Annotated in this window: 14 protein-coding genes; 4 read left to right on the top strand and 10 right to left on the bottom strand. The window is 67.5% G+C overall.

Annotated elements, in window-relative coordinates; translation table 11 throughout:
* Positions 1–7 precede the first annotated feature (7 nt).
* The 8 genes from AC07VL_RS06810 to AC07VL_RS06775 form a co-directional block, all read right to left on the bottom strand.
* Entirely contained in the window at positions 8–3,208 is a 3,201-nt protein-coding gene (locus tag AC07VL_RS06810; protein WP_494805163.1) for an efflux RND transporter permease subunit, read from the bottom strand.
* Positions 3,205–6,327, bottom strand: a complete 3,123-nt coding sequence (locus AC07VL_RS06805; RefSeq protein ID WP_494805162.1) for an efflux RND transporter permease subunit — start codon at positions 6,325–6,327, stop codon at positions 3,205–3,207. The genes AC07VL_RS06810 and AC07VL_RS06805 overlap by 4 nt, the downstream gene beginning before the upstream one ends.
* Positions 6,324–7,700, bottom strand: coding sequence for an efflux RND transporter periplasmic adaptor subunit (locus AC07VL_RS06800; protein ID WP_494805161.1), 1,377 nt, complete (start codon positions 7,698–7,700; stop codon positions 6,324–6,326). Before AC07VL_RS06800 ends, AC07VL_RS06805 begins: the two co-directional genes overlap by 4 nt.
* Positions 7,701–8,135: 435 nt before the next feature.
* Positions 8,136–8,675 carry a GNAT family N-acetyltransferase gene (locus AC07VL_RS06795; protein WP_290607213.1) on the bottom strand — a complete coding sequence of 180 codons (540 nt, stop codon included), beginning with the start codon at positions 8,673–8,675 and terminating at the stop codon, positions 8,136–8,138.
* Positions 8,676–8,772: 97 nt separating this feature from the next.
* On the bottom strand, positions 8,773–10,647 hold the full coding sequence (sppA, locus tag AC07VL_RS06790) for a signal peptide peptidase SppA (protein ID WP_494805160.1): 1,875 nt from the start codon (positions 10,645–10,647) through the stop codon (positions 8,773–8,775).
* Positions 10,648–10,710: 63 nt separating this feature from the next.
* Positions 10,711–12,189 (bottom strand): sodium:solute symporter, encoded by a 1,479-nt coding sequence (locus AC07VL_RS06785; protein ID WP_494805159.1) that lies wholly within the window; start codon positions 12,187–12,189, stop codon positions 10,711–10,713.
* Between the two features lie 68 nt (positions 12,190–12,257).
* Complete coding sequence (locus AC07VL_RS06780; protein ID WP_494805158.1) at positions 12,258–13,475, bottom strand: YeeE/YedE family protein; 1,218 nt, start codon at positions 13,473–13,475, stop codon at positions 12,258–12,260.
* A gap of 128 nt (positions 13,476–13,603) precedes the next feature.
* Positions 13,604–14,815 (bottom strand): MFS transporter, encoded by a 1,212-nt coding sequence (locus AC07VL_RS06775; protein ID WP_494805157.1) that lies wholly within the window; start codon positions 14,813–14,815, stop codon positions 13,604–13,606.
* A 144-nt stretch (positions 14,816–14,959) separates the two neighbouring features.
* Here AC07VL_RS06775 and AC07VL_RS06770 point away from each other — a divergent pair, with 144 nt between their 5' ends.
* Positions 14,960–15,196, top strand: coding sequence for a DUF3820 family protein (locus tag AC07VL_RS06770; RefSeq protein ID WP_290607223.1), 237 nt, complete (start codon positions 14,960–14,962; stop codon positions 15,194–15,196).
* A gap of 9 nt (positions 15,197–15,205) precedes the next feature.
* On the opposite strand, the gene AC07VL_RS06765 is transcribed toward AC07VL_RS06770, so the two are convergent.
* Complete coding sequence (locus AC07VL_RS06765; RefSeq protein ID WP_494805156.1) at positions 15,206–15,589, bottom strand: glutaredoxin domain-containing protein; 384 nt, start codon at positions 15,587–15,589, stop codon at positions 15,206–15,208.
* A 207-nt stretch (positions 15,590–15,796) separates the two neighbouring features.
* On the opposite strand from AC07VL_RS06765, the gene AC07VL_RS06760 reads away from it, so the two are divergent.
* The gene (locus AC07VL_RS06760) at positions 15,797–16,294 is read left to right on the top strand and encodes a hypothetical protein (protein ID WP_494805155.1); all 498 of its coding nucleotides are present in this window, start codon (positions 15,797–15,799) and stop codon (positions 16,292–16,294) included.
* A gap of 94 nt (positions 16,295–16,388) precedes the next feature.
* Here AC07VL_RS06760 and AC07VL_RS06755 read toward each other — a convergent pair whose 3' ends face one another.
* Positions 16,389–17,465 carry an NAD(P)H-dependent flavin oxidoreductase gene (locus AC07VL_RS06755; protein WP_494805154.1) on the bottom strand — a complete coding sequence of 359 codons (1,077 nt, stop codon included), beginning with the start codon at positions 17,463–17,465 and terminating at the stop codon, positions 16,389–16,391.
* Positions 17,466–17,551: 86 nt separating this feature from the next.
* Between AC07VL_RS06755 and AC07VL_RS06750 the strand changes: the two genes are divergently transcribed.
* Complete coding sequence (locus tag AC07VL_RS06750; protein ID WP_494805153.1) at positions 17,552–18,427, top strand: LysR substrate-binding domain-containing protein; 876 nt, start codon at positions 17,552–17,554, stop codon at positions 18,425–18,427.
* Positions 18,424–19,566 (top strand): YbfB/YjiJ family MFS transporter, encoded by a 1,143-nt coding sequence (locus tag AC07VL_RS06745; protein ID WP_494805152.1) that lies wholly within the window; start codon positions 18,424–18,426, stop codon positions 19,564–19,566. Before AC07VL_RS06750 ends, AC07VL_RS06745 begins: the two co-directional genes overlap by 4 nt.
* Positions 19,567–19,568: the final 2 nt, after the last annotated feature.

Below are 19,568 nucleotides of genomic sequence, written 5' to 3'. Positions count from 1 at the left end.
ACTTGCTTCATGATTGTGTGCTCGGGTTATCTGGCCCAGGAATGCGGCTCAATTGCTGCTCGTCGGCGCTGCGCGTGCGCAGCTTGTCGAGCAGGATATAGACCACCGGGGTGGTCAGCAATGTGAGTAACTGGCTGGCAATCAGGCCGCCGATGATGGCGACCCCCAGGGGCTGGCGTAGCTCGGACCCCTCGCCGAAACCGATCGCCAGCGGCAAGGCGCCAAGCGCCGCCGCGACGGTGGTCATCAGGATGGGGCGGAAACGCAGCAAACAAGCCTCGCGCACCGCTTCCACCGCTGTCAGGCCGCGCGAACGCTCGGCCTCCAGCGCGAAGTCGATGATCAATATAGCATTTTTCTTGACGATACCGATCAACAGGAACACGCCGATCAGGGCAATGATGGAAAACTCCATGCGGAACATGAGCAGGGCCAGCACGGCGCCCACGCCGGCCGAGGGCAGGGTCGACAGCACGGTGACGGGATGCACCAGGCTTTCGTACAGGATGCCCAGCACGATGTAGATCACCACGATGGCCGCCAGGATCAGGAGCGGCTGCTCCTTGTTGCTGTCCTGCGCGCTCTTCGCCGTGCCCTGGAAGCTGCCGCGCACGTTCACGGGCATGCCGATTTCCGCCTCCGCCTGGGCCACGGCTGCCTGGCCGTCGCCCAGGGTGTAGCCGTCGGACAGGTTGAACGACACGGTGGTCGCCAGTTCGCCGCCCTGGTGGTTGATGGACGTCGCCGTCGCGCTTTCGGCAAAGCTGCTGAACGACGACAGCGGCACCATGGTGGTCAATGTCGTGGCCAGCGCATTGCCGCTGGACGGGTCGCGCGCGGCCGTGATGTTGGCCACCGTGGCCGACGCCGTGGCGGCCGTGGCCGGCACGTACACGGAGCGCAGCGCTTCCGGGCTTTGCGCGTAGCGGGGCGCCACTTCCATGATCACGTGGTACTGGTTCAGCTCATCGTAGATGGTCGCCACCTGGCGCTGGCCGAAGCTGTTGTACAGCGCATTGTCGATGTCGCGCACCTGCACGCCCAGCTGCGTGGCGCGGTCCTTGTCGATGGAAACAAAGGTTTCCACGCCGTTTTCCGCCTGGTCCGTGTCGACGTCGATCAGGGCCGGCTGCAGCTTCATCTGGTCAGCCAGCTTGGCCGCCCATTTCTTCAGGTCCGCCTGGTTGTCGCTGATCAGGGTGTACTGGTAGGTGGAATTGCTGGAACGCCCGCCCATGCGCAGATCCTGCACCGGGTTGAGGAACAGCGAGATGCCCGTCACCTTGGCCAGCTGCGGGCGCAGGCGGGCGATCACGGCCTGGCCCTTGTCGGTGCGCTGCGAGGCGGGCTTCAAATCGATGAACATGAAGCCGCCCCCTGCCCTGCCGCCGCCGGTAAACCCCACGACGGTGGCGACGGCGGGATCGTCCTTGATGATGTTGACCAGCTCGCGCAGCTTGCCCTGCATGGCCTGGAAGGAGATGCTCTGGTCGGCGCGCATGCCGCCATTGATCTGGCCCGTGTCCTGCTGCGGGAAGAAGCCCTTGGGCGCGGCGGCGAACAGATACACGTTCAGGCCGACGACGAAGACGAGGATGGTCATCACCAGCGCGGCGCTGGACAGGGCCCAGTCCAGGCAGTGTTCGTAGATCTTCAGCATGCGCTCGAAACCGCGTTCGAACCAGCGCGCCACGGCGCCGGGCGGCTTGTGCGGCGCGCCGCTTTTCAGCAGCCAGGCGCACATCATCGGCGTGGTCGTGAGCGAAATGACGAGCGAAATCATCACGGCGGCCGACAGGGTCACGGCAAACTCGCGGAACAGGCGTCCCACCTGGCCGCCCATGAACAGCAGCGGGATGAAGACGGCCACCAGCGACAGGCTGATCGACAGCACGGTAAAGCCCACTTCGCGCGCGCCCAGCAGGGCCGCCTTGAAGCGGTCCATGCCGGCCTCGATGTGGCGCTGCGTGTTTTCCAGCACCACGATGGCATCATCGACGACAAAGCCCGTGGCCACCGTGAGCGCCATCAAGGAAAGGTTATTCAGCGAAAAGCCCAGCATGTACATCACGCCGAAGGTGCCCAGCAGCGAGACGACGGTGGCGACGGCGGGGATGATGGTGGCGCGCACGCTGCGCAGGAAGGCGCTGACCACCAGCACGACGAGCGCGATGGAGATGAGCAGCGTGAATTCGATCTCGTGCAGCGAGGCGCGGATGGAGTTGGTGCTGTCGGACGCCACCTGCAGCTTGATGTCGCCCGGCAGTTGGGCCTGCAGTTCGGGCAGCAGCGCGCGCACGCCGTCCACCGTGGCGATGACGTTGGCGCCGGGCTGGCGCGTGATCAGAACGATGACGGCCGGGTCGCCATTGAACAGGCCCAGGGTATTCGTGTTTTCCACGCCGTCGACCACTTCGGCGACGTCGTCGAGGCGGATGGCGGCGCCGTCGCGCCAGGCCACCACCAGGCTGCGGTAGTCGGCCGCGCTGCGCCCGCCGGACGCCGTGCTGGCGCCCGAATAGATCTGCAGGCTGCGCTCGTCGCCGGAAATCGCCCCCTTGGGGCGGTTGGCATTCGTCGCCTGCAGGGCCGCGCGCACGTCGTCCATCGACACGCCGTAATGATTGAGCTGGTACGGCAGCAGTTCCACGCGCACGGCCGGCAGCGAGCCGCCGCCCAGTTCCACGTCGCCCACGCCCTTCACCTGCGCCACCTTCTGCTGCACCAGGTTCGAGACGGCGTCGTAGATCTGGCCCGGCGTGCGCGTCTTCGACGTCAGCGCCAGGATGATCACGGGCGCGTCAGACGGATTGGCCTTGCGGTAGGTCGGGTTGCTGCGCAGGGTGGCCGGCAGGTCCACGCGCGAGGCGGCGATGGCCGCCTGCACTTCGCGCGCGGCCGAATCGATCTTGCGGTTCAGGTCAAACTGCAGGTTGATGCGCGCCGAGCCCGTGCTGGATGACGAAGTCATCTCGTTGACGCCGGAGATCACCCCCAGGCGCCGCTCCAGCGGCGTGGCCACGGAGGTGGCCATGGTTTCCGGGCTGGCGCCGGGCAGGCTGGCGCTGACGGAAATGGTCGGATAATCGACCTGCGGCAGCGGCGAGACGGGCAGCACGAAAAAGGCGCCGATGCCCGCCAGCGCGATGCCGATGGTCAGCAGCACGGTGGCGATGGGCCGCTTGACGAACGGTTCGGACAGGTTCACGCGGCGCTCCCCGTGCTGTCGGCCGGCTTGTCCAGGTTCACCGCGCCGCCCGTCTTGCTGCCGAAACGGCGACCCAGGCGGTCGAAGCCCAGGTAGATGACGGGCGTGGTGAACAGGGTGAGCACCTGGCTGACGATCAGGCCGCCGAAGATGGCCAGGCCCAGCGGACGGCGCAATTCGGCGCCCTCGCCCCAGCCCAGCATCAGCGGCACGGCCGCGAACAGGGCCGCCAGGGTCGTCATCAGGATGGGACGGAAGCGCAGCAGCGCGGCCTGGTGAATGGCTTCCTGCGGGCTTTTCCCTTCGTCGCGCTCGGCCTCGATGGCGAAGTCGATCATCATGATGGCGTTCTTCTTGACGATGCCGATCAGGAGGATGATGCCGATAATGCCGATCACGCCCAGGTCCTGCCCGGACACCATCAGCGCCAGCAGCGCGCCCACGCCGGCCGACGGCAGGGTCGACAGGATCGTCAGCGGGTGGATGTAGCTTTCGTACAGCACGCCCAGCACGATGTAGACGCAGACGACGGCGGCGAGGATCAGCCACAGCTGGTTCGACAGCGAATTTTCATACGCGCCGGCCGCGCCCAGGAAGGTCAATGTCACCGAGGCGGGCATGGCGATGTCCTTCGCCGCCTGGCGGATGGCATCGACGGCGCTGCCCAGGGCCACGCCTTGCGTCGTGTCAAAGCCCAGCGTCGTGGCCGGGTACTGCGCCACGTGCGTGATCTGCAGCGGCGCCTGTTTTTCGCTGACGCTGGCAAACGCCGACAGCGGCGTCGACTTGCCCGAGCCCGTGCGCACCTGCAGGTCCGACAGGTCGGACGGCGTGGTGACGATGCCGGGCTGCGCTTCGAGGATGACGCGATACTGGTTGGTTTCCGTGAAAATCGTCGAGATGATGCGCTGGCCGAAGGCGTTGTACAGCGCGTCGTCGACGGTGGCCGTGGTGACGGACATGCGCGCGGCGCTGTCGCGGTCGATGGCCACGCTGACGGCGGCGCCCGTGGCGCCCGCATCCGTGACGACGTTGCGCAGCTGCGACTTCTCGCGCATGCGGGCGGCCAGCTTGCCGGCCCACTCGGTGACGGTGGCCGTGTCGGCCCCTTCGAGCGACACGCGGTACTGCGTCGGACCCGATTCCGCATCGATGGTCAGGTCCTGCGTCGGCTGCAGGTACAGGGTCACGCCGGCCACCTTGGCCACGCGGCCCCGCAGGCGCTCCATGATGTCGTCCTGGCTGTCGCTGCGCGAACGCTTGAGATTGATCAGCATGCTGCCCGTGTGCAGCATGGTATTGTTGGCCGCATCCACGCCGACCAGGGAACTCAGGGTATCGACGTCGGGGTCCGCCAGCAGCGCGTTGGCCGCCGCCTGCTGCAGGGCGGCCATGCGTTCGTACGACACGGCTTGCGACGTTTCGATGCGTGCCTGCAGCTGACCCGTGTCCTGCGTGGGGAACAGGCCCTTCGGAATCGTGATGTACAGGATCACGGTGAGCACCAGGGTGGCCAGGGCCACCAGCAGGGTCAATCCCTGGCGCTTCAGCACCCAGACCAGCGCATGGTCGTACTGATGGATGACCTTGTCGAAGAAGGCCTGGATGCGCCGGCCCGTGGCGCTGACCTTTTCGTCGGCGTGGCTTTTCAGCCAGCGCGCCGACATCATCGGCACCAGGGTGAGCGAGACGACGGCCGAAATCAGGATGGTGATGGCCAGGGTCATGGCGAATTCGCGGAACAATCGGCCCACCACGTCGCCCATGAACAGCAGCGGAATGAGCACGGCGATCAGCGACACCGTCAGCGAGATGATGGTAAAGCCGATCTGCGAGGCGCCCTTCAGGGCGGCGGCCATCGGCGTCTCACCCTCCTCGATGTAGCGGGCGATGTTTTCGATCATCACGATGGCGTCATCGACGACGAAGCCGGTGGCGATCGTCAGCGCCATCAGCGACAGGTTGTTCAGGCTGTAGCCGAGCAAATACATGACGCCGCAGGCGCCGATCAGCGAGATCGGCACGGACAGGCTGGCGATCACGGTGGCGCGCAGGCTGTGCAGGAAGGCGAAGATCACCAGCACCACCAACAGCACGGATAGCAGCAGTTCCATTTCCACGTGCTCGACGGAGGCGCGGATGCCCGTCGTGCGGTCGCTCAGCACGTCGAGCTTCATGGCCGGCGGCAGGCTGGCCTGCAGGTCGGGCAGCAGGGCTTTGATGGCGTCGACCGTCTTGATGACGTTGGCGCCGGGCTGGCGCTGCACGTTCAAAATAATGGCCGGCTGCTTGCCGGACCAGGCGCCCAGGCGCGTGTTTTCCGCGCTGTCGACGACGTTGGCCACATCAAGCAGGCGCACGGGCGCGCCGTTTTTATACGTGATAATCAGGCGCTTGTAGTCTTCCGCCGTCACCAACTGGTCGTTGGCGTTGATGGTAAACGAGCGCGTGGGGCCGTCGAAGCTGCCCTTGGCGCTGTTCACGTTGGCCGCCGAGATGGCCGTGCGCAGGCTGTCGAGGCCCAGGCCGTAGGACGCCAGCAGCTTGGTGTCGCCCTGGATGCGCACGGCGGGACGCTGGCCGCCCGACAGCGACACCAGGCCCACGCCGTTGACCTGGCTGATCTTCAGCGCCAGGCGCGTGTTGACGATGTTCTGCACCTGCGTCAGCGGCATCGTGTCCGAGGTGATCGCCAGGGTCAGCACGGGCGCATCGGCCGGGTTGATCTTCGCGTACACGGGCGGCGCCGGCAAGTCCGTCGGCAGCAGCGAACCGCCCGCATTGATGGCGGCCTGCACTTCCTGCTCGGCCACGTCCAGGGTCTGGCCCAGGGTGAACTGCAGGGTGATGATGGAGACGCCGGCCGCGCTGGTGGAACTCATGCGCTGCAAGCCCGACATCTGGCCGAACTGGCGCTCCAGCGGCGCCGTGACCGTCTGCCCCATCACTTCGGGGCTGGCGCCCGGATACAGCGTCTGCACCTGGATGGTGGGGAAGTCCACCTGCGGCAAGGCGGCCAGCGGCAGGAACTTGAAGCCGACCAGCCCCGCCAGCACGATGGCCAGCATCAGCAGCGCCGTGGCGACGGGGCGCTTGATGAACGGAGTCGATGGACTCATTGCGCTGCGCCCTTCGCCGGAGCGGCCGCCGGCGCACTGGCTGGCGCGGCAGCCGATGCGGAAGCCGATGCCGATGCGCCGGCCTGCTGGCGGCGGTGGCGGCGTTCGCCGTTCGCGCCGGCTGCAGCGCCGCCCGCGCCATGCGCGCCGGCCGGCTTGTCGCCCGCCAGCATGACTTTCGAGCCTTCCTTCAAGCGGTCGGCGCCTTCCGTGATGACTTGCTCGCCCGCTTCCAGGCCGGCGCGGATTTCCACCATGTCGGTGGTGGCCTGGCCCCGCGTGACCATGCGCACGGTGACGGTCTTGTCCGCTTTCAGCACGTAGACGAAGTCGCCGTTGTTGCTGTGGCGCAAAGCCGTCACGGGCACCATCACGGCGCCCGTGATATTGCCCAGTTCCAGGCGCACATTGACGAACTGGCTGGGGAACAGCGCCATCTTGTCATTCGTGTAGCGGGCCTTGGCGCGCACGGTGCCCGTCTGCACGTCGACCTGGTTGTCCAGCGCCGTCAGGCTGCCCTTGTCCAGCGTGTGCGTGCGCGTGCGGTCCAGCGCCAGCGCGGCCAGGGGCGAACCGGACGCCAGGCGTTCCTGCACCGTCTGCACCTTGTCCTGCGGCACGGCAAACTCCACGTCGATGGGCGAGAGCTGCGTCACCACCACCACGCCGCCCGTGTCGCTGGTGCTCACCAGGTTGCCGATGTCGACCACTTTCAGGCCGGCGCGGCCGCTGATGGGCGAGACCACCTTGGTGTAGCCCAGGTTCAGCTTTGCCGTGCCTTCGGCGGCGCGGTCCGTCAGCACCGTGCCTTCCAGCTGCTTCACCAGCGCCGCCTGCGTGTCGACGTCCTGGCGCGCGATGGAATCCTGGCCCAGCAGGGTCTGGTAGCGCTTCAGGGTCAGGCGCGCGTTTTCCAGCTGCGCCTCGTCGCGCTGGCGCTGGCCCGTGGCCTGCATCAGCGCCATCTCGAACTGCGCCGGATCGATCTGCGCCACCACCTGGCCCGCCTTGACCATGCCGCCTTCCTTGAACTTCAATTCCTTCAAAATGCCCGACACCTGCGGGCGCACCGTGACGGTGGAGGCGGCCGTCACCGTGCCCAGCGCGTCGAGCACCACGGGCAGGTCGGACTTCACGGCCGTGGCCACGCCGACGGTGGTCGATGGCGCGCCGCGGCGTCCGCCCGGGCCGCCTGGCCCGCCAGGACCGCCGGGACCGCCCCCGCCGGCCGCGCCCTGCGCGCTGGTGCCCGAATGGGTCAGATACCAGGCGCCACCGCCCAGCGCGGCCATCACTGCCAGCGCGATGACGCTGCCGACGATCTTCGAACGGCGGCTGCGCCGCGGGGTATTGGGTGCTGTCTGCGAATCCATCGCTTATCCTTGTAGTGGCCGCTGGCACGGCGAGTCTGTGGCGCCGGCCGAGGCGGGACACACTCAGACCGGACGACCGTTTTTCGGGGTTATGTATCAAGCCGCAGGAAATCAAGAGCTGAAAATCAGCTGAAAAAACATCGTTTCCTAGCGTGAAACGACTCTAGCATAGTCATGTTTCTGTTTCATTTCCATTTGAAACAATTGCCCGGGCGCCCGCAGGCAGCTGCCGGCAGCCGGCGGGCGCCGCGGCACGGTCCCGCAGGAAGAACGATGGCGACATGGGGCTTGCGGGGCCACGGGGCGCCGCCGCGGGGCATGGCGGGCGACTGGCATGTCGATACAAACTCGCTACAAAACTCCCGCCAGCCGCCTTGACACGGGGCGGCGCAGTGCCAGTGGCGCGCAAAAACGGTAGCAATTCTTTACCCGGCTTTACAGCCCGATGCCGAGGATGACGTCCTGGTAATCGGTGCGGCCGACGCGAAAGGTGCGCCGCCCCAGCTGCGCAAAGCCGCAGCGCGCATAGAAGGCCAGCGCGTCGCGGTTTTCCGCGTACACGCCCAGCAGCACGCGCCCTGCCCCGCTGGCGCGCGCCTGCGCCAGCGCCGCCTGCATCAGGCGCTGGCCCACGCGCTGGCCCTGGAAGCGGTGCAGCAGGTAGATGCGCTTGATTTCCAGGTCGTCCGGGCGCGGGTCGGGCACGGGCAGGCTGGCGGGACTGAGCACCAGGTAGCCCACGGGGGCGCCGCCCGGCGTCGCTTCGGCCAGCCACAGGCGCATGGCAGGCAGCGCCAGCCAGTCGCGGTACAGCTGCGCGTCGTGCTGGCGCTGGCAATGGGCGATGACGTCGGCGCCGTCGAGGATGCCCGCAAACGCTTCCAGGAAGGTGGCCTGCCCCACCAGCGCCAGCGCCTGCTCGTCGCCCTTCACGCAGGGACGCAGGCTGATCGCCGTGCCGGTTTCTCCGCTCATGTCGCTTGCCATGCTGTGCTCCTCGTCTGTGCCCTGGATGGAAAACAAGCCGGGCAAAGCCGGCTTGGGGTGTCAAATCACGGTGCCAGGCCGGCCCTTACCTGCCGCCCAGGGGCACCTCGCACAGGCAGTGCGTGAGCGCCATGAACGGTTTCCGTTCGCGCGTGATGCCCGACAGCCAGGAGAGGTCCTGCGCCATGCCCAGCGCCGCGTCGGCCGGCAGGCCCGTCGCGGCCAGGCCCAGCTTCACGTGCTCGCCCAGTCCCAGCGAAGCCATGGCCTTGGAACCGAACATGCCGATCAGGCGGTCCACGTTCGAGGTTTCCTGCTCCAGGTAGGTGACGCGGTAGTCGGCGCCCAGATTGGCGCGCTTGGCGGCCGACGCCAGCGCGTCGCCATAGCTGCCGATGCGGTCGACCAGGTTGCGGTCCTTGGCCTGCAGGCCCGTCCACACACGGCCCTGCGCCACTTCATTGATTTTCTCCGGCGTCGTCTTGCGCGCCTTCGCCGCCAGGCTCAGGAAGTCGCCGTACACGTGGTTGATCGAGCCCTGGATCACTTCGGCGAAGCGCGGATCGAGCGGACGCAATGGGTTGCCCGCGTCGGCCAGCCAGGTGGTGGGCGAACCGGCCGTGTGGATGCCCAGCTTTTCCACCACCTTGTCGGCCGTCGGCAAGATGGCGAACACGCCGATGGAACCCGTGATGGTGGCCGCGTCGGCGATGACTTCATCGGACGAGGTGCTGATCCAGTAGCCGCCGGAAGCGGCCACGTTGCCCATCGAAACGACCACGGGCTTGCCGGCGGCGCGCGTCAGTTCCAGTTCGCGGCGGATCAGTTCCGAGCCGAAGGCGCTGCCGCCCGGCGAATCGACGCGCAGCACGACGGCCTTGATCGACTTGTCTTCGCGCGCCTGGCGGATCAGGCGCGAGGTGGACAGGCCGCCGATGGCGCCCGGCGGCGCGATGCCGTCGCCGATTTCGCCCGAGGCGATGACGACGCCGACGGCGTCGCCGATGTGCACGGGGCGCAGGCGCGCCAGGTAGTCCGTGTAATTGATCTGGCGGAAATTCGTGCCTTCCGCGTTTTTCGCGCCGCGCGCCATCATGAACTGGCGCAGTTCATCGCGCGTCTTCAGGCCGTCGACCAGCTTGCCGTTCAGGGCCAGCTTGCCCATGTCGCCGCCGGCCGCCGTCATCATGGCGGGCAGGTTGTCGATGGTCTGCATGATGGCGCCAGCGGGCAGCTTGCGCGATTTTTCCACGTCGGTGGTGTACGTCGTCCACAGGCCGCTGTTCAGGTAGCGGTCCGCCTCGGCCGCCGCGTCGGACGGGCCGTTGGCGATGAAGGGCTCGGCCGCGCTTTTGTACGTGCCCACTTTCAGCAGGTTGACCGTCACGCCCACCTTGTCGAGCGCATCGCGGTAGTAGTTGCGGTAGCGGCCGAAGCCTTCCAGCATGACGCCCCCCATCGGGTGCACGAACACTTCGTCCGCCTTCGCCGCCACCAGGTACTGGCGCTGGTTGTAGCTCGAACCCCAGGCCGTCACCTTCTTGCCCGTGGCGCGGAAGCGTTCCACGCCGGCCGCCACTTCGCGCAGCGAAGCCAGGCCGCCGCCCTGCAATTCATCGAGCAGGATGACCATGGAGCCGATATTGCTGTCCTTGGATGCCGTCTCCAGCACCGCCAGCACGTCGCGCAGCTGCACGCTCTTCTTGACCTCGCCGCTGACGTTGGCCAGCACCGCTTCGCGCACGCCGCCCGGGGTTTCCTCGACCAGCGGGCCTTGCAGGTCCAGCACCAGGGTGGTCTTCTCGCCCAGGGGCTTGGCGCCGCCGCCGAAGATGGCGATCAGGATGGCGATGACGATGAGCAGGAAGATCAGGTTGAAGACGGCGCGGCGGGTGGCGTCCAGCGCGCGCCAGAAAGCGCCAAAACCGCGGCGCAGCGGCGGGAACGGGTTGAGTGACATGAAGGCTCCGTGAGGTTATTTACCTAAAGGAAACCAATATAACTGAAAACGGCCCGTATCGTCCTATTTTGACAACGCTACTGCGCCCTCTTCCTCCGCCGCTGCCGGGGTGGAAATGAGGAACAGTCCCGCCAGCACCAGGGCGCCATTCAGGATCAGCAATTCCAGGCCGAGGCGGTAATGGTCGAACAGGCGCGCCTGCTCCTGCTCGACCAGCGCGCACAGCAGCGGTCCCGCCACGGCCACCAGCGGCACCCAGCGGTCGCGCACGCCGCGCCGGCTCAGCAGGCCGAAGGCGAACAGGCCCAGCAGCGGGCCATAGGTATAGCTTGCCAGCTTCAGGATCACGCCTATCATGCTGGGATCATCGAGCCACTTGAAGGCCATGATCAGGATCAGGAACAGTGCGGAAAAACCCAGGTGCACCCGGCGGCGCCAGCGCATCTGCGCCGCCGGGCTCAAATCCGCCCGCCGCTGCAGGCCCAGGATGTCGATGCAGAAGGTGGACGTGAGCGCCGTCAATGCCCCGTCCACGCTGGGAAACAGGGCGGAAATGAGGGCGATGAAAAAGATCAGCTGCACGACGGCGGGAAAGTGTCCCAGCACGACGGCGGGAAACAGCTTGTCGCCCGTGGCCGTCACGCCCGCCAGCGGCGCATACAGGTGCAGCAAGCCGCCGAGGAAGAGGAACAGCAGCAGCACGCCCGTCAGCACGACGGTCAGGCTGAGCATATTCTTTTGCGAATCGCGCAAGGTGCGCACGGAAATATTCTTTTGCATCATCTCCTGGTCCATGCCCGTCATGGCAATCGTGATGAACATGCCGGCAAGAATATGCTTCCACACGTAGGCGGGGCTGTCCGGATCGGTGGTGAAGATGCGCGTGAGGCCCTGGGCGCGCATGCGCTCCAGGCTGTCGACGAGGGACAGGTCCATCGCGCGCAGCAGGAACACGCTGCAGATGACGAGGCCGGCCAGCATGCACGCCGTTTGCAGGGTATCGGTCCAGACGATGGTCTTGACGCCCCCTTCATACGTGTAGAGCAGGATCAGCAGCAGCACGACGCACGATGTCAGCCAGAACGGCACGCCCAGGCTGTCGAGGATGGTCGCTTGCAGGATATTGACCACCAGATACAGCCGCGCCGTGGCGCCCAGCAGGCGCGAGAGGATGAAGAACGCCGCCCCGCTCTGGTAGGCGCGCCGTCCCAGGCGCACTTCCAGGTAGCGGTAGATGGAGGTCAGCTGCAGCCGGTAGTACAGCGGCAGCAGGATGAAGGTGATGGCCAGGTAGCCCAGCACATAGCCGAGCATCAGCTGGAGGTAGCCGAAGCCGTTGCTGCCCACGGCGCCGGGCACGCTGATGAAGGTCACGCCCGTGAGCGTCGTGCCGACCATGCCGAAGGCCACCAGCATCCAGTTGCTGTCCTTGTTGCCGATGAAAAAACTGTCATTGGTGGCGTGGCGCGAGGTGCGCCATGCCACGCCCAGCAGGATCAGGAAATACGCGAGGACGACGGCAAACAGGATGAGGGGGGACATGGGCGATACGCTGGCGGCAAGGGGAACAGGGGCCGAAATATACAGCAAAGCCCCTGTTTATGCCGGCCTCAGCAGCCGGTCGGCTTGACTTTCTCCACTTCCAGGCCGAACCACGGACGTAAGCGCGTGCCGACGACGTTGCCCAGGAAAGCGCAGACCAGCCACAGCCAGCCGTGCAGGCTGCCCGAGACGATGCCGCTGAAATACGCGCCGATGTTGCAGCCGTAGGCCAGGCGCGCGCCATAGCCGAGCAGCAGGCCGCCGGCGACGGCGGCGATGACCGAGCGGCGCGGGATGCGCCACACTGGCGCGTAGCGGCCGGCCAGCGCGGCCGCCAGCATGGCGCCCAGCACGATGCCGATGTCCATCACGGACGTCTTGTCCTGCGTGATCGGCGCGGCCAGCGCGGCCGCGTTGGCCTTGGTGGACCAGTAGGCCCAGCTGGCCGTGTCGATGCCGATCGCGGACGCCGCTTTCGCGCCCCACAGGGCAAACGCGGACGTCACGCCCCACGGACGGCCCGACAGGGCCAGGGTGGCGAAGTTCAGCACGACGAGCGCAACGGCGCCCGCCACCAGCGGCCATGGGCCATGCAGCCAGGGCGACGCGTGCGCCGGGCGCAATGCCTGTGTGATGAGTTTGCCATGGCGGCGTTTTTCCACCCACACCGTGATGCCGGCGATCAATGCGAAAACGCTCCAGTTCAGCGCCAGCGCCGGTACCAGGCCCAGGCTTGTAACGAGGGAAATGGGCTGCAGCTGCGGCAGCGACGTCCAGAACGGCATGTGCGCCGTGCCGATCACGGAGCCGACGATGAAGGCGGCCAGGGTGATGAGCATGCGCGTGCTGCCGCCGCCGACCGTATACAAGGTGCCGGAAGCGCAGCCGCCGCCCAGCTGCATGCCGATGCCGAAGATGAAGGCGCCAAAGATCACCGAGGTGCCGGCGGGAGAAACCAGGCCGGCGACGGGCGTGCCGAACAGGGTGCCGGCCGACAGCGCGGGGAAGAACAGCGCCACGCCCACGGCCAGCATCAGCATTTGCGCGCGCAGGCCGTCGCCGCGGCCATCGGCGATGAAGACGCGCCAGGCGGACGTGAAGCCGAAGGCCGCGTGGTACAGGGTGATGCCCAGCAAAGCGCCCACCACGTACAGGGCGGCCAGGTTGAAGCCGACCGCCTGCGCCAGGTAGCACGCGCCCAGCACGATGAGCAGCAGCGCGACGCCCAGCGGTTTCGGATTGATGTCGGCGCGCAGGCGCAGGGAAGATGAAGCGGTATCGGACATGGCGGGAGGGGGTAAGCGGAAGGGAAACGCTATTCTCCCCCGTTTTGCTGTTTTCTGCCAGCAAGGACCTGGGGGAGCGGGACAGCCGGGGCGCCGCGGCCCCGGCCAATCTCGGGCCAGCTTACAGCTTAGTGGCCCACGGCATGGAGCGACTTGTCGCCGCCGGCACGCACGGGAATGGGATGCAAACGGTCCAGGCGGCCGCTGAGGGTCGTCAGGCCGAACGCGCCCAGCACGACGAGGGCGCCGATCCAGCCCGTGTGCACGAGGCCCAGGTGCTCCACGATGAGGCCGCCGCCCCAGGCGCCGCCGGCGATGCCGAGGTTGAAGGCGGCAATATTCAGGCCGGACGCCACGTCCACGGCGCGGGGCGTGAAGTGTTCCGCCTGCTGCACGACATACACTTGCAGTCCAGCCACGTTACCGAAGGCGACGGCGCCCCACAGCAGCACGGTCGCGACGACGAGCACGGGATGCGGCGCCGTGAAGGTCAACACAAGCAGGACGGCCGCCAGCAGTAGAAAGATCAGTTTCAGGGCGCTGACGGGACCTTTCCGGTCGGCCAGCTTGCCGCCCCAGATATTGCCGAAGGCCACGGACACGCCGTACACGAGCATCACCACGCCCACGGCACCGGCGCTGAAGCCGGCCACCTGCTGCAGGATCGGCGCCAGGTAGGTGAAGGCGATGAAGGAACCACCATAGCCGATGGCCGTCATGGCGTACACCAGCAGCAGGCGCGGCTGGGCCAGCACCTGCACTTGCTGCAGCAGGGACGCCGGCTTGCTGTGGGCGATGTTCGACGGCACGTACAGCAGGCTGCCGAGGAAGGCCACGACGCCCAGGGCGGAGACGGCCAGGAAGGTTTCGCGCCAGCCGAAATGCTGGCCGATGAAGGTACCGAGCGGCACGCCCGTCACCAGCGCCACGGTCAGCCCCGTAAACATGATGGCGATGGCGCTGGCCGCCTTGTCCTTCGGCACCAGGGACGTGGCGATGGTCGAGCCGATGGAAAAGAACACGCCATGCGCCAGTCCCGTCAGGATGCGGGCGATGACGAGGGTTTCATAGCCGGGCGACTTCCAGGCCAGCAAGTTACCCAGGGTAAACAGCACCATCAGGGACAGCAGCAGGGTCTTGCGGGGAATCTTGCCCGTCAGGGCAGTGAGGACGGGCGCGCCGACGGCGACGCCCAGCGCGTACAGGCTGACCAGCAGGCCGGCCGACGGCAGGTTCACGCCCAGGTCGGCGGCGATGGTGGGCAGCAGCCCGACGATGACAAACTCGGTGGTTCCGATGGCAAAGGCGCTGAGGGTCAGCGCGAGCAAGGCAATGGGCATGGCAAACTCCGGTAAAAGGGAATGGCATGCAGTATCGGGGTTTTCCTTGTTGCGAAAAATACTTCGCCAGGCAGAAGATAGTTGCGCCAAAATCAAGAATTAGGAGATCTGCTACACTGAACCGCTCAAAACCGGAGTCGTCGCATGAATTCAGAAAAACTGGCGCTGCTGCTCACGCGCGAAATGCCGTATGGGAAATACCAGGGACGCCTGCTGGCCGATTTGCCGGGCCACTACCTGGGCTGGTTCGCGCGCGAGGGCTTCCCCTCGGGCGAGCTGGGCAGTTTAATTGCGCTGATGTACGAGCTTGACCACAACGACCTGCGCAGCCTGCTCGACCCGCTGCGCACGCGCACCTCGCCGTGGCGGCCGGGCGAGTAAGCAAGCACGTCAGAACTCGCGCACCTTTTTTGCCAGCATGGCGCTGAACTCGCCGTTTTCCACGAGCTGCTGCAGTTCGCTGGCGCCGCCGATCAGCACGCCATTGACGAAAATCATGGGAAACGTGGGCCAGCCCGTCCACATCTTGAGGGCATTGCGGCGGTGCCACTGGCTCAAATAGCTGCCATATTGCAAATACGTGTACGGCGTGCCCAGCACGTCGAGGATCTTGCGCGCCTTGCGGGGAAAGGGATTGAGGGCCATGCCCACCACCACGACCTGGTGCGCGGCGATGGCGGCCTGCACTTCGCGCACGATGTCTGCGTGCTTGCTGCCGATCAAGGGGCGGGCGGCGGGATGGATCTGGGTTTCATCGAGGATGGCGCGGGTCATGGAAGTCCTGTCGTCAGTATCACGTGGGCACCGGGGTGCGGATGCCGCATTGTGCCATGCCGTGGCGCCGGATCACAGGCCTGCGCCATGGCGCCCCTGCCCGTGGCGTCCCGGCGGGCGCTGCCGCCCCGGCCCGACCGCAATCCGGGCACGACAGCCAGCCGGCGCCGTGCTAGAGTTGACAAATCCATACTTTCCATCGACCGCATGCCTACCCTACCCGCCCGGCTACGCTACCTGCGCAATGCCGAAGCCTTCTGCAGCGTGGCCTTGCCAGTGCTGCTGTGCTTCAACTGGCAGCAGTCCGCGACTCCCGTGGCGTGGAACATGCGCCTGCCGGCCCTGGTCCTCGTCAGCTTCCTGCTGCTGCAGGGGGTGCTGTACTGGCACCTGAAGCTGGACTCGGTCGTGCGGCGCCAGCCCTTGCCCGCGTCTTTCCAGCCCCTGTACCGCGTATTGAAACAGGCGAACCTGCCCCTCATCGCCGCCGTGGCCGGCTTCGCTGCCGTGACCGGCGGGGCCGCGACGAAGGCGGACCAGGCATGGACATATGGCTTGCTGGCCTTTGCCGTGCTCGAGCACGTCAACTACTACCATTACCAGCTGATGTACGACACGCGCGCCGCCTTCGCCTCGCTGCGCCGCAACGGCCGCCTGCGCAAGGCGGCGCTGGGACTGGACTTGCAGCGGCGGGCAGCCGCCTAGGCGGGGCTCAGCCCGCCATGCCGCCGTCCGGCCGCGCCAGGGTCAGCGTGGCGACGGCCATTCCCTGTCCACGATCCCCCATCGGCCAGGAAAATCAGCGGGCCGCGCCTGCTGCGCGCATCTCGTCGAGCAGGGTGCGCACCAGGTCCGCCGCCGGCATGGCGCGGGACAGGGGCGCGCCATGCCCCGCCCAATGGGCGGCGTAGCCGTGATGACCGGCCTTGGCGGCGGCGGCGTGTAATTGTTTTGCGGCATCGTAAGCGACGGGATAAGCGGCGGGCGGCGGACTGCCAGCCGCGTCGCCGTGGGCGATCAGCGCGTTGACGATGCCGCGCGCGGGGCGGCCGGACAGCGCTGCCGTCAGGCGCGTGTGCAGCGCCCGTTCGCTCTGCAGGTTCTCGCGGTAGGCGGCAGACGCGGCCGATTCCGGGCACAGGATGAATGCCGTGCCCAGCTGGGCGCCCGCCGCGCCCAGGTCGAGGGCGGCGCGGATGCCGGCGCCGTCCATGATGCCGCCGGCCGCAATCACGGGCAAGGTGCCGCGCTTGACGAGCAGGCGCACCAGCACGGCCATGCCCAGGCCCTCGTCGGGGACGTCGGGATCGAACAGGCCCCGGTGCCCGCCCGCTTCCACGCCCTGGGCGACGATGGCGTCGATGCCGGCCCGTTCGATCACGGCCGCTTCCTGCACATTCGTCGCCGTCGCCATGGTGCGGATGCCCGCCTGGCGCAGCGCCGCCAGCTTGTCCGCGGGCGGCAGGCCGAAATGGAAGCTGACGACGGCGGGACGCAGCGCCAGCAGCAGGCGCAGGGCCTCGTCATCATGGTTGAACGAGGGATAGATTTCCTCGAGCGCGGCCGGCACGGCGATGCCCGCCTGCGCGAACAGGGGCGCCAGGTGGGCCAGCCAGGCCCCTTCGCGGACCGCATCGCGGCGGGCCGGGGCGTGGCAAAACACGTTGACATTGAACGGCTTTCCCGTCAGGGCTTGCGTCTCGGCGATCATCTGCCGCGCCTGCGCGGGCGAGCTGGCGCCGATGCCGAGCGAACCGAGGGCGCCGGCATTCGAGACGGCGGCGGCCAGGGTCGGCGTCGACACGCCCGCCATCGGCGCCTGCACGAGCGGATGCAGCACGGACAACGGTTCAAAGAAATGCGGGGATGGGGACATGGCCGTTTCCTTCCAGTGACAAGAATCAAATGAATATTCTCAAATTAAGAATGAATATATAATATCATTCTCAATGGAGAAATCATATGGATTCCGAATCGTTAAGGATATTTTGCGCCGTCGCCGCTGAACTGAGCATTACCAATGCGGCCGCGCGGCTGGGGCGCGTGCCGTCGAACGTCACGACGCGCATCCAGCAGCTCGAGGCGGACATGGGCGTGGCGCTGTTCGCGCGCACGGGCAAGCGCATCGCCCTGTCCGGCGCCGGCGAACGCTTCCAGGACTATGCCACGCGCATGCTGGCGCTGGAAGACGAGGCGCGCCAGGCGGTGACGGGCGGGCGCGACGGCGGCAGCCTGCGCATCGGCAGCATGGAAAGCACGGCCGCCAGCCGCTTGCCCGCCGTGCTGGCCCGCTACCATGCGCAGCATGCGGCCACGCGGCTCACCTTGCAGACGGGGCCGTCGCGCCAGCTGGTCGAGCAAGTGCGCACGGGCCAGCTGGACTGCGCCTTCGCCGCCCTGCCGCCCACCCCGGACGGACGCGACGAGCTGGCCGAGATGGGCTTGCAGGCGCGGGCCATCTGGACGGAAGACCTGCTGTTGCTGTTGCCGGCCGGCACTCCCGACGTGCAGGCCGCCCGCGACGTCCGGCCGCGCTCGCTGGCGGCCTTTCCGCCAGGCTGCACCTACCGCGGCGCGGCCGAGCGCTGGCTGGGCATCGTCGGCAGCGGCGACTGGCAAATCCAGGAAATGGGTTCCTACCACGCCATGATCGCCTGCGTAGCGGCCGGCGCCAGCGTCACCGTGCTGCCGGCCAGCGTGCTGCAGCTGAGTCCGGCGGCGGGCGCCCTGCCCAGCATCGCGCTGGGGCCGCTGGACACCTGCCTGGTGTGGCGCGACGGCTTCGACGTGCCCGCGTTCCAGAACCTCGCGGCCCAGCTGTGGCCGGCGGCCGCATGAGCGCCGCGCCCGCCCCGTCACCGCTGCGCCAGGCCGTCGATGCGGCGCTGGTGATGGCCATCGGCATGGGATTCGGCCGCTTCGCCTTCACCGCCATCTATCCGCACATGATCGACGAAGGGCTGATCAGCCTGGCCGAGGGCGGCTGGGCCGCGTCCGTCAACTACGCCGGCTATCTGCTGGGCGCCCTGCTGGGCATGCGCGCCCGGGCCGCCAGCGCGCACCGGCTGTGCCTGTGGGCCATGCTGGGCACGGCGTTCTGCCTGGCCATCCTCGCCGTCGTCACGTCGGCGCCGCTGCTGATCCTCGTGCGCGGCATCGCCGGCGTGTTCAGTGCGCTGGCCATGATCGCCGCCTCGCTGTGGCTGCTGGAACAGCGCCGCCAGCCGCGCAGCGCGCCGCTGCTGTATGCGGGCGTCGGCCTCGGCATCGCCGTTTCCGCCGAAGTGCTGGCGCTGGGCACGTGGGCGGGCTTGCACAGCGGCGGACTGTGGCTGCTGCTGGGCATTATCAGCCTGCTGGCCGGCCTGGCCGCCGCGCGGGGCCTGCTGGCGACGGGAACGGACACCGTGCTTGACAGCAAACCCATCGACGCGACACCGCTGGCGCCCGTGCAGCCCACGCCGCTGGTGGCGCTGTACGGCCTGGCCGGCTTCGGCTACATCATCACGGCCACCTACCTGCCCACCCTCGTCAGGAGCGCCCTGCCGGAACTGGACCCGGCCCACGTGTGGGCCGTGTTCGGCCTGGGGGCGGCGCCGTCCTGCTTCCTGTGGTACCGCCTGCATCACCGCCTCGGCACGCGCCGGGCCCTGTGCTGGAATCTGTTGCTGCAGGCGGCCGGCGTCATCCTGCCCGTGTTCCTGGACAACGCGGCCGGCTACCTGCTCAGCGCCATCCTCGTGGGCGCCACGTTCACGGGCACGGTCACCATCGCCATGCCGGCGGCGCAGCGCATCGCCCGCCAGACGGGTTCCAGCCTGCTGGCCAGGATGACGCTGGCCTACGGCGCCGGGCAGATCGCCGGCCCGCTCGTGGCCGGCGCTTTGTACAGCCCCGGCCACGGCTTTTCCCTGTCGCTGGCGGCGGCGGCCATGGCACTGGGCGCCGCCGGCGCCATGAGCGTGCTGGCGCTGTAGCG

This window comes from Janthinobacterium sp. GW821-FHT03C08 (assembly GCF_059420905.1).
The sequence above is the reverse complement of the archived record's forward strand: the minus strand, read 5'-3'. Positions and strand labels throughout refer to the sequence as shown.

What these genes read in the sequence shown, in the direction of transcription:
- AC07VL_RS06805 (WP_494805162.1), bottom strand. Translation starts at nt 6,327, where the DNA reads ATGAGTCCATCGACTCCGTTCATCAAGCGCCCCGTCGCCACGGCGCTG.
- AC07VL_RS06800 (WP_494805161.1), bottom strand. Translation starts at nt 7,700, where the DNA reads ATGGATTCGCAGACAGCACCCAATACCCCGCGGCGCAGCCGCCGTTCG.
- AC07VL_RS06795 (WP_290607213.1), bottom strand. Translation starts at nt 8,675, where the DNA reads ATGAGCGGAGAAACCGGCACGGCGATCAGCCTGCGTCCCTGCGTGAAG.
- sppA (WP_494805160.1), bottom strand. Translation starts at nt 10,647, where the DNA reads ATGTCACTCAACCCGTTCCCGCCGCTGCGCCGCGGTTTTGGCGCTTTC.
- AC07VL_RS06785 (WP_494805159.1), bottom strand. Translation starts at nt 12,189, where the DNA reads ATGTCCCCCCTCATCCTGTTTGCCGTCGTCCTCGCGTATTTCCTGATC.
- AC07VL_RS06780 (WP_494805158.1), bottom strand. Translation starts at nt 13,475, where the DNA reads ATGTCCGATACCGCTTCATCTTCCCTGCGCCTGCGCGCCGACATCAAT.
- AC07VL_RS06775 (WP_494805157.1), bottom strand. Translation starts at nt 14,815, where the DNA reads ATGCCCATTGCCTTGCTCGCGCTGACCCTCAGCGCCTTTGCCATCGGA.
- AC07VL_RS06770 (WP_290607223.1), top strand. Translation starts at nt 14,960, where the DNA reads ATGAATTCAGAAAAACTGGCGCTGCTGCTCACGCGCGAAATGCCGTAT.
- AC07VL_RS06765 (WP_494805156.1), bottom strand. Translation starts at nt 15,589, where the DNA reads ATGACCCGCGCCATCCTCGATGAAACCCAGATCCATCCCGCCGCCCGC.
- AC07VL_RS06760 (WP_494805155.1), top strand. Translation starts at nt 15,797, where the DNA reads ATGCCTACCCTACCCGCCCGGCTACGCTACCTGCGCAATGCCGAAGCC.
- AC07VL_RS06755 (WP_494805154.1), bottom strand. Translation starts at nt 17,465, where the DNA reads ATGTCCCCATCCCCGCATTTCTTTGAACCGTTGTCCGTGCTGCATCCG.
- AC07VL_RS06750 (WP_494805153.1), top strand. Translation starts at nt 17,552, where the DNA reads ATGGATTCCGAATCGTTAAGGATATTTTGCGCCGTCGCCGCTGAACTG.
- AC07VL_RS06745 (WP_494805152.1), top strand. Translation starts at nt 18,424, where the DNA reads ATGAGCGCCGCGCCCGCCCCGTCACCGCTGCGCCAGGCCGTCGATGCG.